13 protein-coding genes and 1 pseudogene are annotated in these 14240 nt (G+C 62.3%); 8 read left to right on the forward strand and 6 right to left on the reverse strand.

Annotated elements, in window-relative coordinates; all coding sequences use genetic code 11:
• Nucleotides 1-20 precede the first annotated feature (20 nt).
• Complete coding sequence (locus tag J8I34_RS25210) at nucleotides 21-347, forward strand: hypothetical protein (protein ID WP_209807240.1); 327 nt, start codon at nucleotides 21-23, stop codon at nucleotides 345-347.
• Between the two features lie 104 nt (nucleotides 348-451).
• On the opposite strand, the gene J8I34_RS25215 is transcribed toward J8I34_RS25210, so the two are convergent.
• The 5 genes and pseudogenes from J8I34_RS25215 to J8I34_RS35290 form a co-directional block, all read right to left on the reverse strand.
• Nucleotides 452-1429: a Bug family tripartite tricarboxylate transporter substrate binding protein gene (locus tag J8I34_RS25215; protein WP_035878635.1), complete on the reverse strand. Its 978-nt coding sequence runs from the start codon at nucleotides 1427-1429 to the stop codon at nucleotides 452-454.
• Nucleotides 1430-1443: 14 nt separating this feature from the next.
• Entirely contained in the window at nucleotides 1444-2787 is a 1344-nt protein-coding gene (locus tag J8I34_RS25220) for an FAD-binding oxidoreductase (RefSeq protein ID WP_209807241.1), read from the reverse strand.
• A 16-nt stretch (nucleotides 2788-2803) separates the two neighbouring features.
• The gene (locus J8I34_RS25225; RefSeq protein WP_209776731.1) at nucleotides 2804-4252 is read right to left on the reverse strand and encodes a sulfatase-like hydrolase/transferase; all 1449 of its coding nucleotides are present in this window, start codon (nucleotides 4250-4252) and stop codon (nucleotides 2804-2806) included.
• Between the two features lie 94 nt (nucleotides 4253-4346).
• Nucleotides 4347-5120, reverse strand: coding sequence for a LysR substrate-binding domain-containing protein (locus tag J8I34_RS25230; protein ID WP_256441858.1), 774 nt, complete (start codon nucleotides 5118-5120; stop codon nucleotides 4347-4349).
• Nucleotides 5118-5264: pseudogene (locus J8I34_RS35290) on the reverse strand (helix-turn-helix domain-containing protein); the annotation flags it as partial. The pseudogene J8I34_RS35290 and the gene J8I34_RS25230, both read right to left, overlap by 3 nt.
• 242 nt (nucleotides 5265-5506) lie before the next feature.
• Here J8I34_RS35290 and J8I34_RS25235 point away from each other — a divergent pair.
• A complete protein-coding gene (locus J8I34_RS25235) occupies nucleotides 5507-6088 on the forward strand; it encodes an NAD(P)H-dependent oxidoreductase (RefSeq protein WP_029050391.1) in 582 nt (193 codons plus the stop codon).
• Nucleotides 6089-6472: 384 nt separating this feature from the next.
• On the opposite strand, the gene J8I34_RS25240 is transcribed toward J8I34_RS25235, so the two are convergent.
• Nucleotides 6473-7402 (reverse strand): LysR family transcriptional regulator, encoded by a 930-nt coding sequence (locus J8I34_RS25240; RefSeq protein ID WP_209807242.1) that lies wholly within the window; start codon nucleotides 7400-7402, stop codon nucleotides 6473-6475.
• 191 nt (nucleotides 7403-7593) lie between these two features.
• Here J8I34_RS25240 and J8I34_RS25245 point away from each other — a divergent pair, with 191 nt between their 5' ends.
• The 6 genes from J8I34_RS25245 (at nucleotide 7594) to J8I34_RS25270 (ending at nucleotide 14115) form a co-directional block, all read left to right on the forward strand.
• Nucleotides 7594-8517, forward strand: coding sequence for a dihydrodipicolinate synthase family protein (locus tag J8I34_RS25245; RefSeq protein WP_209807243.1), 924 nt, complete (start codon nucleotides 7594-7596; stop codon nucleotides 8515-8517).
• Nucleotides 8518-8782: 265 nt separating this feature from the next.
• Nucleotides 8783-10228, forward strand: coding sequence for an MFS transporter (locus J8I34_RS25250; protein ID WP_209807244.1), 1446 nt, complete (start codon nucleotides 8783-8785; stop codon nucleotides 10226-10228).
• A gap of 180 nt (nucleotides 10229-10408) precedes the next feature.
• Complete coding sequence (locus tag J8I34_RS25255) at nucleotides 10409-11509, forward strand: porin (protein WP_209807245.1); 1101 nt, start codon at nucleotides 10409-10411, stop codon at nucleotides 11507-11509.
• 123 nt (nucleotides 11510-11632) lie between these two features.
• Complete coding sequence (locus tag J8I34_RS25260) at nucleotides 11633-12598, forward strand: Bug family tripartite tricarboxylate transporter substrate binding protein (protein WP_245176120.1); 966 nt, start codon at nucleotides 11633-11635, stop codon at nucleotides 12596-12598.
• A 20-nt stretch (nucleotides 12599-12618) separates the two neighbouring features.
• Nucleotides 12619-12990: a PHA-granule associated protein 4 gene (locus J8I34_RS25265; protein ID WP_209807246.1), complete on the forward strand. Its 372-nt coding sequence runs from the start codon at nucleotides 12619-12621 to the stop codon at nucleotides 12988-12990.
• A gap of 666 nt (nucleotides 12991-13656) precedes the next feature.
• Nucleotides 13657-14115: an Lrp/AsnC family transcriptional regulator gene (locus tag J8I34_RS25270; protein ID WP_029050092.1), complete on the forward strand. Its 459-nt coding sequence runs from the start codon at nucleotides 13657-13659 to the stop codon at nucleotides 14113-14115.
• Nucleotides 14116-14240: the final 125 nt, after the last annotated feature.

The following is a 14240-nucleotide window of genomic DNA, read 5'->3' on the forward strand; positions in this document are numbered from 1 at the left end:
TCCGAGATAAGGACGAAGCCTTGCAAGAGTCGGAGCAGCACGAGCAGCACCGGTGCGGCCATGCCAATGGCCGCATAGCCGGGGACCAGACCAATGCCGATGGTCGTGGCCGACATCGCCAGCACCGAGACCAGGAAGACCACGCGCCGGCCGAATCGGTCGCCCAGGCTGTTCAGGATGGCACTGCCGAGCGGCCGGGAAACGTACCCGAGCGCAAAGACGCCGAAGGCGCCAATCAGCGAAGCGACGGGATCTGTCGCTGGAAAGAATTGCGTGGCGATCTCCCGCGCGAAGACGCCGTAGATGATGAAGTCGTTCCAGCGAACCACCAAGGCTCGCCAGCATAACGGTTTTCCACTTCTGCCTGATAGGCGGGTGCGGGCTTCGAGAATCAGTAGGCCCTGACTTTGCAGAAAGGGCCAATCACGACGCCAGCCTTGGCTGGCGGGAGCTACGCCCCCTTGATACCGAAGCGCCTGATAATGTCTCTGTAACGCGCCGACTCGCTGCGCATCCGTTCTGCGAATTGCGCACCCGGCATGCTGACAAGATCCGTCCCGATTGCCGAAAACCTCGCCTTGGTGTCCGGCCGCTTGAGCACGGTGAACGCCGCCCTCTCAAGCTGGGCGACGACGTCCGCCGGCGTGCGTGATGGCACAAGCAGGCCGTACCACGCCACGAAATCGTCGTCCCGCATGACGCCCATCGCCTCGCCAAGCGTCGGCACGTTCGGCAGCAGCGGCGAGCGACGAGGCTGCGTGACTGCGAGTGGCACCAGCTTGCCGGACGCAATGTGCGGTAGCAGCGGGGGCGCACCGACGAGCGCGAAGGTCACCTCGCCGCCCAGCGCGGCCACCGTGGCGGGGCCGGCCCCCTTGTAAGGAACGTGGACGATGTCGAGCCCGGTTTGCGCCCGCAACAACTCCAGCGCAATGTGCTGCGGTGACCCGTTGCCGGGCGTGCCGACCGAAATGCCGCCTGGCCTGCGTTTTGCCGCGTCGAACGCCGCGCGCAAGGTCTTCGCGCCGAGCGATGCATTGGCGACGAGCACGTTTGGCGACTGCGATATCAGGACGACCGGCGTGAAGTCGGTAATCGGCGCATACGACGTCTTCGCCTGCAGCCACGGCGTAATGGTCAGTTCCGGATTGCCGGCGACGAGCACGGTGTAGCCATCCGGGGACGCCTTGGCGACAGCCTCGGCGCCCATCATTCCGCCAGCTCCGGGACGGTTGTCAACCACGAAGCTCTGCCTGAGTTCGTTGCCCATCCCCTGTCCGAGCAGGCGGGCGATGGCGTCAGCCCCGCCCCCGGCCGCGTAGGGCACGATCATCCTGACTGGCGCGTTGGGATAGCCCTGCGCCCACGCCGGCTCGAGCGTCGCGAGCAGCGACGCGCCCAGCGCGCCCATGAAGGTTCTGCGATGCATGTGGATCTCCAGCGCTAGTCGAATATCCGGCCGGGATTCAGTATGCCGGCAGGATCCATCGCCTGCTTGAGGCGCCGCATCAGCGCGATTTCCTCAGGCTTGCGCGATACCAGGAGGTATTCCTTCTTCAACCGGCCAACGCCATGCTCGGCACTGACGGCGCCCCCGCGGCCCTTCAGTGCAGCGTAGGCCAGTTCGTCGACGAGGTGCAGGCCGGCGTCGTCGACAGGGCCGCTGATCAGGTGGATGTTGTTGTCGCCCAGATGCCCGAGGAACAGGTGCTCCGCATCCGGCAGGCGCTCCCGCAACGCGGCTTCCAGTTGCCCGATGTAGCTGGCAGTCTCGCTCCACGGCAGGCCGAGGTCGAGCGTCGCAGCCGGCTTGAGATGCGTGAGGACTTCCGGGATCGACTCGCGCAGGCGCCAGAACGCTTCGCGATGCGACAGCGACGCCGCAAGGGCGCAGTCGGTGATCTGGCCTGCATCCAGGGCATCGGACAACGCTGCTTGCAGCGCGTCATCCATCAATTGCCCGGCATTGCCGGCCGCCTCGATCAGCACATGCCACGGCGCTCCGGCGACCGGCGCCGGCTGCCCGGTCAGGCGCGACGCAAGACTGATGAAGCGGTCGGACATGAACTCGAACGCGCACATCGCCGAACCCAGCCGGCGCTTGAGCGCACGCAATAGTTGCGGCAGCGCCTCGAAGCGGTCGGCCGACACCCACGCTGCCGCCAGATCGCCCATGGGCGGATGCAGTCGCAAGGTCAATCGTGTGATGATCCCCAGCGTGCCTTCGGATCCGATGAACAGGAAACGCGGATCCAGTCCCGTGCTGTTCTTGACCAGGCGAGTGAGCGAAGAGACAACGGTGCCATCGGCCAGCACGGCCTCGATGCCGAGCACGGAGTCGCGCATGGTCCCGTAGCGCATGACGCGGATACCGCCGGCATTCGTCGACGCATTTCCGCCGACCTGGCAACTGCCGCGCGCGCCGAGGTCGACCGCGAACATCCAGCCCTGGTCTGCCGCCGCCTCCTGGACCTGCTGCAGCGTCGCGCCGGCCTGGACCTGCATCACGCCTTCGAGGGCGTCGATCTCTTCGATCCGGTTCATGCGTTCCAGGTTGATCACCACGTCACCCTCGCCGGGCACCGCGCCGCCGGCCACGCCGGTCAGACCGCCCTGCACCGTGATCCGGCGCCCTTCTTCGTGGCACCGCCGCACGATGGCCGCGACTTCTTCGGTTGAAACGGGACGGAATACCCGGGAGGGCCGCCCGACGGCGAGTCCGCTCCAGTCCCTGAGAAAGCGTTCGTCGATCTCGGTCGCCGGTGCCAGTTGAAGCTGTTCGTCCATGATGTCACTTCCTGTCTTATGCGGCGGTCTTCGCCGTCACGGGGGTGGATGTGGACGAGCCGAGCGTATGGGCCACGTCGGGGCCGCCGTAGTGCGCGATCAGGGCGGCTTGATCGCACTTGGCCTGCCGGTCAACGGCATCGGGGTCGCAGATCGCCAGCAGGGCATTGTGCATGCGGGCCAATACCGGGGCGTATGCCGCATCGCCAGCCAGATCGGTCAGTTCCTCGGGATCGGTCTCCAGATTGAACAGCTCGGGGGGGAAGCCAACGTAATAGTGGTACTTCCAGCATCCCTTGCGCAGCATGAAGCCACCCGCATTGCTGCCCGCGGCGTGGTACTCGCTGAGGATGACTCGCTCCGGTTCCGGTGCCGAGCGTGCAAGCTCGAACAGGGAGCGGCCGGGCCGGTCATCGATCTCCGTCGCCGGATCGATGCCGGCGCCTTGCAGGATCGTCGGGAACAGGTCCAGCAGGTCGACCGGGGTGCCGCACACGCCGGACGGTACATCCGGGCCGGCCAGCAGCATCGGGACCTTGACGCTTTCTTCGTAGAGGGTCGACTTCCCCCAGACGCCGCGCGCACCGAGGTTGTCGCCGTGGTCGGACGTGTAGATGACGTGCGTGGTGTCTTCCAATCCGTTGTCGCGCAGCGCCCCGAGGATCTGGCCGACGTTGTGGTCGAGCCAGGTGCAGAGGCCGTAGTACGCGGCGAAGGCGCGCAGGCGTTCGTCGGCATCGGCGAACTGCCTTTCTGAGGCCATGAATTCGCAATACTCCTTGACCCAGGGATGCTGTTCATAGCCGGTACGCGGGTGCAGCTTCGGCTCCGGCAGGCGGTCGGTGGGGTAGAGGTTGTAGAACTCGTCCGGCACGACGAAGGGGAAATGCGGCGCGACCAGGCCGACGTACAGGACGAAGCCGTCTTCCTGGCGTTGTGCCGCCTCCTCCAGCCATTGCACCGCCCGCTGCGTCACCGCCCGGTCGTATTGCGTGTACGACGATTCGCCGGGGCCGATGTGCTCGCCCAGCATGCGCGGGCCGTTTTCGCGCGGACGAAACGGATTGCGGATCGACGCCCAGACCATGCCATGGCCGCCGACCACGTGCATGGGCAGGTGCTCCGCATCGAAGCCCGCCGGGTCCTCCTCGTTGCGGTAATGCAGTTTGCCGATGCTCTCGACGCGGATGCCCCGCTCCTGGAGCGCATGGCCCCATCCGCGCTGCTCGCCGGTATAGGGCATGGCGTTGTCCCAGAGGCGGACCTGATGCACCCGCCGGCCCGTGGCAAAGGCTGCACGGGCCGGGACGCAGATCGGGCTGGGTGTGTAGGCGTTGGGGAAACGCACGCCACGGGCGGCCAGTGCGTCCAGGTTGGGGGTCTTCACGAAGGGATGCCCGGAGCAGCCCATCATTCTCGGGTCGTGCTCATCGGACATGATGACCACAACATTCTTGCTTGCCATGCTTGTCTCCATCGAAGGCGTCTCAGTGCGCTCTGGAGACAACTCTAATCAAGGCGCTGCGCCGAAACCAATACTGTCTCGGACTACGAAGGTTTCATTTTTTCTTATAGGTCGCCCCGACCTTGCGGCCGGGCAGCGCGCCGCTCTCCACCAGGCCACCGACAATGCGAGCGATGAGGTCACGAATTGCCGCTGCAGCAGGAGACAGGGGACGGTCCTCGGGCCAGACCAGCGCCTGGATGCGGGTCAGTTCGGGCTCCATTACCGGGCGACCGGCGATGGATTTGGCCGCGACGGCCTCGAGGCAGGCGCTGGGCGGCATGACAACGTACGCAAGTCCGTCGCGTGCCAGCGCGATCAGCATCTGCGGGCTGTTGAGCTCGTACCGGACATCAAGGGAACGGCCAATGGCATTGGCCGCACGTTCGATGATCTTGCGCAGGTCATGCGCGCCGTCCGGCGCGGCCAGTGGAAGTTCTGCCACCTCCGCGAACGTCATTGTCTCTGGCTTGCGGCGCATGGCCGCGCGCGTGCCGTACAACAGAAATCGCTCTTCATAGAGCGGCATGGAGGCCATGCCCTGGATTTCCGATGGGCTCGGCATCAGGGCCAGATGCGCCTGCCCCGACTCGACGAGCGCGCGCGATTCGAAAGACATACTTTCGCGCACGGTCACTTCGATGCCGGGATAATCACACGCCACGGCGCCGAGCAGCGGCCCAATGACCGCGCCGGCAATGGATCCGGCAATGGACAGACGCACATTCCCAGTCGGAAGGCTCGCGCGTCCGTCAATCTCGTCTTTCAGGGCGTCCGTCCGGGCAAGAATGTCGATGGCGCTCGCCAGCAGCCGCTGGCCGGGGGGCAAGAGTTCGACGCCACGAGCATGGCGCTCGAATAGCTTCGCACCCAGACTGTCCTCCAGCGAAGAGATGTTCTGGCTGAGAGCGGGCTGGGCTACCCGCAACCGCTCCGCGGCGCGCGAGAAGCTACGGCTTTGCGCGATCTCGACAAAATACGCAGTGTGATGTCATATGGCACGTCCCTCCCGCGATGTCAGCCAGTGCACTTTCGCCGGCCTCTGGCGTGCAATTTTAAGCACTTGTTGCAGTGAACTGACGAGGACAAGCGCAAACATTGGAACGTGCATGTTTGGCGAGGTCTTTCTCGACTCCGCCACGCCGATTCTTACCTTTGGCACGACGTGCCTTTGTGCGTCGTACCGCTGGCCTCCCGAACAGCTTCGCCAGCAACATGCCCAAGCGCATCGTGATCATCCAGGGGCATCCAGACCCATCGGGCCAGCGCTTGCTGCATGCGCTGGCGGACGCCTATGCTCAAGGCGCGACCACGGCAGGACACGAGGTACGGCGCATCGAGGTGGCGAAGCTCGACTTCCCGTTGCTTCGCACGCAGGCTGAGTTCGAGACTGGCACATTGCCTCCTGCATTGGAGCAGCCAAGGGAGGAATTGCGCTGGGGGGAGCATTGGGTCTTCCTGTTTCCGCTATGGCACGGGACCATGCCGGCGCTATTCAAGGGTTTTCTCGAACACATCTTTCGGCCCGGCTTTGCCATGGAATACAGGGAGAAAGGGTTCCCCAGACGACTGCTCGCCGGCCGCTCGGCACGGATCGTCGTGACCATGGGAATGCCGGCGCTGCTGTATCGCTGGTACTTTGGCGCATATGGAGTCCGCGGCTTCGAACGAAGTATGCTAGGTTTCGCCGGGATCAAGCCGATCCGCAAGAACCTGTATGGGCTTACCTTTGCCGACGAGAGGACACGTACCCGTTGGCTGGAAAACATGCGTGCACATGGTGCGCACGGGAACTGAGCGGAACGTGGCAAACCACATGCCCGCTGCTTGGGCGGTTGCCCGTTGTGGTGTCTCCCTGCCACCGTTCGTTCATCGACCAAAGGAGCCGTTCGTCTTGCAGCTGTTGGATGTCTCAGATGGGTCGTCTTCTGCCCTACGCGGACAGGTCCCAGGAGGAACGCTCGTTGTGCTCGGCGTCGGGCCGGACCCGGCCATTCTCAGTCATCTGATCCTCAGCCACCGAATGACGGCGCCGCACCAAACAACAGACATTGAAAGAAGCGTAGTCGCACCGGAACACCATCGAGCCAAGATCTGCTGCTTTAATCGGACCCAACGCGCGAAAGCCTCACGTCGAGAATTGCGTGAAATCTGCTAGGTCGAGGCGTCTTGCAGCCAGTCTCACGTTGACACTTCGATGCCGCGCCCCGTCAACTCCGGCCCTCCGAATTGCGCAATCTCACGAACAAGCTGCATAACGGTGCGGCACGCCAGTGTGAGTTCGCCATGGCGCGACATCGCCAACGCAATATGGCGGGTGATCTGTGGATTGATGATCTTCGATGCCCGCAAGTGGCAATCCCGACCGGCGTTCGAGATGGCATACGGCCCCAGCAGCGCGTACATGCCCCCGTCGGCGACGATATGGGTCTGCAGGCTCAGCGAATCAGCCTCCACTGCGACGTTCAGCGCAACACCATGCTCCAGTGCCAATTGATCCAGTCGGTCGCGCCAGCTATTGGGTCGGCAGAACATCACCAGGGGAAGATTGTGCAGCGCAGAAAACTGAACGGTAGGGTTGGCGGTCACGCTGTCTCCCTCTGCACCCACCAAGTAGGTCGCCGTTTCGACCAGGTACACGTCACCGTGCTTGGGCACCGGACTGTGGCGGAACAGGATAGCCAGATCGACGTGTCCAGCTTCCAGCCAGTTCTCCAGTTGTGCGCCCTGCCCCTCGCGCACACTGAGTTGCACCAGGGGATAGCGCTCCTTCAGGCGGTAATAAAGCGTGCTGACCAGTGGATGCGCGGTGGAAGGCAGGATTCCGAGGCGAACCGTACCGATAGGCTTACCTGAGGTCGAGTGGATGTCGTTGACCAGTTGGTCCGTGCCCGCCACCCACGCCCGGACCTTGGGCGCCACACGCTCGCCGAATTCAGTAAGCACAACCCCGCGACCCGTGCGCTGGAATAGACGCCCCCCGCATTCCTGCTCAAGTTCATTGAGTTGACGGCTGATGTGGGGCTGGCTCGTGCCATAGGACTGAGCCACCTTGCTCAGGCTGCCTAGGTCGGCAGCCGCCAGGAACAATTTCCATGCGGAGTAGTTCATCGCTTTCCTTGGCTTCCATGCTATACGGAATCAGTATATCTGAAATATAAAACATGACACTTCCAGCATGACACGGCCGCTCCTAGACTGCCTCACATGCCCGCCAACGTTATGGAGACACCAGCAGCGGCGGGCTCTCCGGGCAAAGCATCCGGCACCCGGTGAACTCCATACTCATTACAGGAAGTGACATGAAAAACATCGACCTCCGCGGCCTCAATCCTGCCCCGGTCACGCCCTTCACCCGCGACGGTGCGGTGGACTACGCCGCCTGCAAGAAGCTGGGCGCCTGGCTCGGCAGCATCGATGGCGTGAAGAGCCTAACCGTGCTCGGTCACGCAGGCGAAGGCACCTTTCTGACGCAGGCGGAGCAGATGAAGGTCATTGAAACCTTCGTCGAGGCAGTCAATGGCGCCATTCCCATCATCGCCGGCATCACGTTGGAAGGCACCGAGGTGGCCGCCGAGGAAGCCAAGCGCGCGGTCCAGGCGGGCGCGTCCGCTGGCCTGCTTTACCCCTCGCACGGCTGGCTGCGCTTCGGCTATCAGAAGGGCGCGCCTCAGGACAAGTACCGCCAAGTGTATGAGACCAGTGGGCTGCCGCTGATCCTGTTCCAGTACCCCGATGCAACCAAGTGCACCTACGACCTGGAAACCCAGCTCGACATCGCGGCGCAGCCCGGCGTGTTCGCGATGAAGAACGGCGTGCGCAACATGCGCCGCTGGGACACCGAGATCCCCGTGATTCGTCGCGAGCGCCCTGATCTGCAGATTCTGAGCTGTCACGACGAATATCTGCTGCACACCATGTTTGACGTGGACGGTCTGCTGGTGGGCTACGGCAACATCGCACCAGAACTGCTGGTCGAACTGATCAAGGCCGGCAAGGCACGGGACTACAAGGCCGCCCGCGCCATCCACGATCGCCTGCTGCCGGTCACGAAGAACGTTTACCATCGCGGCTCGCACATGGAAGGCACTGTGGCGCTCAAGCACGCCCTGGTGGCACGTGGCATCCTGGAACACGCCACCGTGCGCTCGCCGCTGCTGCCGCTGGCACCCGGCGCCGAGATCGACATCGCCAACGCCATGCGCGCTGCCGGCATCGTTGGCTGAACGACGGCGGGTCCAGCTACAAGGCTGTGCCCGCCAGCCGGCTCGAGCCCGGCTATTGGATTCTCCCGTCATGCCGCAGCCGGCAGGCAAGGCGGCACAACGGGCGAAATACAAGGCCTCACGCTGACTTGAGCTTCTGGAGTGCCCGCAGTCGCCGGTTTCCAAAAGCTCCGGTAGCAAGAAGGTCATGCCGACAGCGGAAGCCGACGACATAAGAAAGATGGCCGGTGCTCGCACACCATGAGCCAGTCAACTTGGAGACAGCATGGACACCACTACGGTCGCACCCATGTACAACAGTGGCAGGAGTGATGCGGCAAGCAGTGCGCCATTTGATCCCCGGCAGCGGACAGCGCAACTTCTCTTTCGCATCGAGAACGTTCCCTTTAGCAGGTGGCACACCAAGGCCCGCATTGTCATGGGCAGTGCCACCCTGTTCGATGCATTCGACGCGCTCTCTCTGGCGTTTGTCATGCCGGTCCTGGTTGGGCTCTGGCACTTGTCACCGGGCGAGATCGGGGTCCTGATCGCTGCCGGGTATCTTGGGCAGGTCATCGGCGCACTATGCTTCGGTTGGCTGGCCGAGCGCCTGGGTCGGGTGCCGAGTGCCACCGTGACCGTGGGCCTGATGTCGGTCATGAGTGTGGCGTGTGCCTTTGCCGGGAACTTCCAGATGCTGTTCCTGTGCCGTTTCATCCAGGGCATTGGTGTCGGCGGCGAGGTGCCGGTTGCGGCAACCTATATCAACGAACTGTCGCAAGCCCATGGCCGTGGCCGCTTCTTCCTGCTCTATGAACTGATCTTCCCGGTTGGCCTAATGCTGGCGGCCCAGGTAGGTGCCTTCCTGGTGCCGCGCTTTGGTTGGGAGTACATGTTCCTGGTTGGCGGGATACCCGGCGTGGTCATCGCGCTGCTGATCATGCGGCTGCCGGAATCACCGCGATGGCTGATAGGCAAAGGCCGGTTCGATGACGCAGAGCGCGTGATCGGGGATATCGAGGCCAGTACCCCCAAGCGAAACCTCGATCCGCAGCACAACGCCGCAGAGGTGCACCGGCGTATCTCGGAACTGTACGATGGCCTCCATTCGCAGAAGAAGGGCAACTGGAAGGAGCTGTTCTCGCCGTTTTATCGTGGTCGTACGGTGGTGGTATGGCTGCTGTGGGCGAGCTCCTATTTCGTTGCGAATGGCATCAACAACTGGTTGCCGAGCCTGTACAAGACTGTTTATCACCTGCCACTGCAGGAGTCGCTGCACATGGCCTCGCTCTCCAACGTGCTCAGCACCTGTGCCGTTCTTGTCTGTGCACTGTCGGTGGACCGCGTGGGTCGTCGGCGCTGGGCCATGGGGTGTTTCGTGGTCAGCGGCATATTTCTCGCCGTCCTCGGAGCGTTCGGCGCCGCCAGCCCCTGGTCGGTCATGCTGCTGGCTTCCTCTGCCTATGCCGTGATGGGCTCGGCGACGGTGCTGCTGTACCTGTACACGCCGGAAATCTATCCCACGCGTATCCGTGCGATCGGAACCGGCCTGGCAACGTCATGGCTACGAGCTGCCTCCGCCACCGCACCGGCCGTTGTCGGCATGGTACTGACGGGACAAGGTATTGCCACCGTATTCCTGATGTTTGCGGGTGCCTGCGTGGTCGGCCTTGTCGCGGCCAGCCGAATGACCGAAACCACCAACCGGCCGCTGGAAGAGATTTCACCCTGACTGGCTGACCTGCCAATGCAGCGGCGCAGACCGCCGCCGTCAGACGCTTCACGGCGATCATCGGACCCCGTTTCCCTTGCATCCGGGCACTCGAAACGTTTCGAGCGCCCGGCGATGGGCGGAGACCGCTCGCCTGCCTTTCACAAGTTTGTAACGACTTGCCATAACAAGGAGACATCCATGAGGAGTTGCGGGAAATGGTGCGCGGGCCTTTTTTGCGCCGCACCGATGTTCGCTTCGGCACAATCGGTGACGCTTTACGGCCTCGTCGACACGGGAGTCGAGTATGTGAACAATATTGGTGCCAGCAAGGACGGTGTCGTGCGGATGCCCAACCTGACTGCCACCGTACCTTCGCGCTGGGGGATGCGCGGGACGGAAGACCTTGGGAGAGGCCTGAAATCTGTCTTCGTCCTGGAATCCGGCTTTGCCCCGGACTCCGGATCGTCAAATCAGGGGGGGCGCTTGTTCGGTCGCCAGGCCTTTGTAGGGCTGAGCAATCAGTGGGGACAACTCTCCTTCGGCCGTCAGTGGACGATGACCTTCTGGTCGACACTGGACTCTGACGTACTGGGCCCCAACCTCTACGGCGCCAACTCGTTAGACAGTTATCGACCCAATGCCCGCGCCGATAATGCCATCGCCTACAAGGGTACGTTCGGCGGATTGACTGTTGGCGCGACATACAGCCTTGGGCGCGACACAGTCAATGCTGGCCAGAACCCCGCGGGAACCAACTGCGCCGGAGAGAATCCCGCCGACAGCAAGGCCTGCCGGGAATGGTCAGTGATGCTGCGGTATGACGCAAGCTGGTGGGGCCTGGCCACTGCATATGATTCCTTGCGCGGGGGCACTGGTGCGGCAGGCGGGCTGGTGAACAGCGGCCTCAAGGATGACCGCCTGCACTTTGGCGGCTACATGGTACTGTCCAAGGCGAAGCTCGGCATCGGTGGTACCTTCCGGAACAACGAGGGCAGCACCACGTCCCATAGCCAGCTTTACTATGCGGGCCTGGCCTACGACATCACGCCCGCCCTCAATCTCGCGGGGCAGATCTACTATCTGGGATTCAACCATAGTGCCAATAAGGCATGGCTCGCGGCCCTGCGCGGAACTTACGCCTTCTCCAAGCGGACCTCCGCCTATCTCACGACTGGCTTCATTGATAACCGGGGCCAACTAGCCATGTCGGTCAGTAGTGGCAGCGCCGTCGGAACCAGCGCGCCGGCACCGGGCGGCAACCAGTTTGGTGCGATGCTTGGCATCAAGCATGTCTTCTAAGTCGGCGCTATACCTGTTTATCGCAAGGGCTCAGGCGAACACAGCAGAGGCAAAATCCATTCTTTGGACGCTCGCTAGTCGAGGCAGAGCGGCAAGCATGCAATTCAATATCAGGAGACGACAATGAGAGGTATCTTGAGAGCGCTACTGGCCACAAGCTTTGGTCTTGTCGCCACGCTGGCTTTCGGCCAGACCTACCCCAACAAGCCCGTCAGAATCGTTGTGCCGTATCCCGCAGGTGGAACGGTGGACGCTGTCGCACGGGTTGTGGCGCAACGCCTGAGCGAAAATCTCGGCCAGCAATTCATTGTCGATAACCGGCCTGGAGCCAGTGGAACCGTTGGCAGCAAGCTCGTTGCGGCTTCTGCGCCAGACGGCTATACCCTGCTGGTGCAAGCATCGACCTTCGTGGCCACGCCAATGCTGATGAGTGCGAAGACCTACGACGCAGAAAAGGACTTCACGGCGATCACGCAACTGGGTAGTGTCCCAATGCTGGTGACGGCGCATCCCGGTGTTCCTGCAAAGGACCTCAAGGAGTTCATGGCCGCCATCCGCAAGGAGCCCGGGAAGTACACCTTTGGAACCTCAGCAGTCGGCTCAGCTAGCCACCTTGCCGAAGAAGCGATCAAGCACGACGGCAAACTCCAGTTCGAGATCATCCCCTACAAGGGCACTGCCCCGGCGTTGACTGAAGTGATGGGCGGACACATCAATGCCATGGTGGATGCCTTGCCATCGACCTTGCCGCATGTGAAGAGCGGAAAGCTGAAACCGCTTGCGGTCACCAGTGCGAAGCGCATTGCCGTGTTGCCGGACGTTCCGACGGTTGCGGAGTCGGGATTGACCGGCTTCGAGATGGTTTCCTGGTATGGCTTGTGGGGGCCGGCGAGAATGCCCGCCGAACTGGCTCAACGCATTCGGAATGAAGTCGCGAAGGCATTGGCTTCGGAAAAAGCGGTCAAGGTATTGGGCGAGTATGGATTCAGCGTCACGGCGTCCCAGCCGGCGGACTTCACCGCATACATCAGGCAGGAGAAGGCCAGATTCAGCACCCTGATCAGGGAGGCGAATATCAAGCTCGACTGAACAGCATTTGGAGGGCCACGATGAGCACATATACCGCACGCGACCGAGCCGCCGCGGTGGAACACATCCATGGTCGCGCTGCCGGCACGCTTGAGTTGGACTACGAGACCGCATGGCAGGATGCGATTGAACTTGAGCAACTCGGCCGTCAATACGGTGTCGACGTCCAGTATCGCGCCGTCGAGCATGTCTCCGTGGCATCCCCCGAAGCATTGGTGCGCGGCCTCCGCATGGAGAAGGCCACATACAGACAGCGCTACCTCTATTGCAGGTTCGAGATGGCCGCGCTGTCTGAGGATACGCTGCGCAATATGGAAGATCTTGCCATTGAACACGGCGACTACCTCATGCCCGGTCACCTCTTTACGGAGGCAACGCTAACCTGGGTGTGAGCGCCTGGATTCACCCGGGCAGCCGAAGGAATCCTCCTTTGTGCACAATCGGTGACTGCAATACCACGGTCATGGGACATTGAATTCGCGTTGGCGGATGACCGAGAAGGGTCGCGAAGAGACGACGGACAGAGGGCGAAGATCCGTGACTTGCCGCACCGCCCTGCCCCCTGCGATGACGAAGACTTCTCGCCGGCGACCAGATCGGTGATACCACAGACCGTTCGGCGAGGCATCCCCGGCATTACGTCTAAGCTCGCGGATTCTTCAACTTAAGGCGGCAATGCTCCAGATAGCGGTTCATGGCCGATCGCCAGTTCTCCGTTGCGGCCGCCCTGCCCGCGTCGTCGGTTGTCGCCCCGATAAAGTTCGAACCTGGCGATAAGGAATAGCAGTAGCTCGAACCGTGCACCGTTCGTTCCCTACACGATTGTCCGTATCGGAATAACCATGCGGCTCACTTTGGCATGATATGAACGAAAATTGTCGTTCGTACCACTAGCCCGTTCAGCCCGCGCTCCCTATCCTGTGCTCGGTGGATCGCGGCCCGACAGGGGGCAGAGTCCGCCAGAAACTTCAACTTACAGTGAGAGAGAACGTGAAAGGCAAGCTACTGATGCTCCGCCCGGACTTTACTCAAGCCTCGGACTCAGCCAGCTAACGGACATGGACCGATACGACAAGCAAATCCTTGCCATCCTGCAGGAAGACGCAACCGTCCCCGTAACGGAAGTCGGGGACCGTGTCGGCCTGACCTCGACGCCATGCTGGCGCCGCATCCAAAAGCTGGAAGAGGCCGGCATCATTCGCAAGCGCGTTGCATTGCTGGACGCAAACGCCTTGAATGCCGGTGTCACAGTCTTTGTTTCAGTGCGTACCAGCCAGCACAACCTGAAATGGATCAAGCTGTTCCATGGATTAGTGGCATCGATCCCGGAGGTGACCGAGTTTTACCGGATGGCCGGCGACACCGATTACCTGCTGCGCGTGGTAGTGCCGGATATCGCGGCCTATGACCGCGTCTATAAGAAGCTGATCCAAGGGGCGGAGCTTGCCGATGTTAGCTCCAGCTTTGCGATGGAACAGATCAAGTACACCACTGCGCTACCATTGGATTACGCGTAAGAGAGCACCGGTCATCCGAGACCGGCGCTTGTAGAAACCTACGATCTATCCGCGTATAGGTGACTCGATTGGATGGAAACCGCCGTGCCACCGTGAATGGGCGCAACGGCAACTGGGAAACTTGA

Origin of the sequence: Cupriavidus phytohabitans, from assembly GCF_017815025.1 — a bacterium.
GTDB lineage: Bacteria > Pseudomonadota > Gammaproteobacteria > Burkholderiales > Burkholderiaceae > Cupriavidus.

Excerpts from the sequence above, each read along its gene's own strand:
- J8I34_RS25245 (WP_209807243.1), top strand. The coding sequence starts at position 7,594 with ATGAAAAACATCGACCTCCGCGGCCTCAATCCTGCCCCGGTCACGCCC.
- J8I34_RS25215 (WP_035878635.1), bottom strand. The coding sequence starts at position 1,429 with ATGCATCGCAGAACCTTCATGGGCGCGCTGGGCGCGTCGCTGCTCGCG.
- J8I34_RS25235 (WP_029050391.1), top strand. The coding sequence starts at position 5,507 with ATGCCCAAGCGCATCGTGATCATCCAGGGGCATCCAGACCCATCGGGC.
- J8I34_RS25270 (WP_029050092.1), top strand. The coding sequence starts at position 13,657 with ATGGACCGATACGACAAGCAAATCCTTGCCATCCTGCAGGAAGACGCA.
- J8I34_RS25220 (WP_209807241.1), bottom strand. The coding sequence starts at position 2,787 with ATGGACGAACAGCTTCAACTGGCACCGGCGACCGAGATCGACGAACGC.
- J8I34_RS25265 (WP_209807246.1), top strand. The coding sequence starts at position 12,619 with ATGAGCACATATACCGCACGCGACCGAGCCGCCGCGGTGGAACACATC.
- J8I34_RS25225 (WP_209776731.1), bottom strand. The coding sequence starts at position 4,252 with ATGGCAAGCAAGAATGTTGTGGTCATCATGTCCGATGAGCACGACCCG.
- J8I34_RS25260 (WP_245176120.1), top strand. The coding sequence starts at position 11,633 with ATGAGAGGTATCTTGAGAGCGCTACTGGCCACAAGCTTTGGTCTTGTC.
- J8I34_RS25255 (WP_209807245.1), top strand. The coding sequence starts at position 10,409 with ATGAGGAGTTGCGGGAAATGGTGCGCGGGCCTTTTTTGCGCCGCACCG.
- J8I34_RS25240 (WP_209807242.1), bottom strand. The coding sequence starts at position 7,402 with ATGAACTACTCCGCATGGAAATTGTTCCTGGCGGCTGCCGACCTAGGC.
- J8I34_RS25250 (WP_209807244.1), top strand. The coding sequence starts at position 8,783 with ATGGACACCACTACGGTCGCACCCATGTACAACAGTGGCAGGAGTGAT.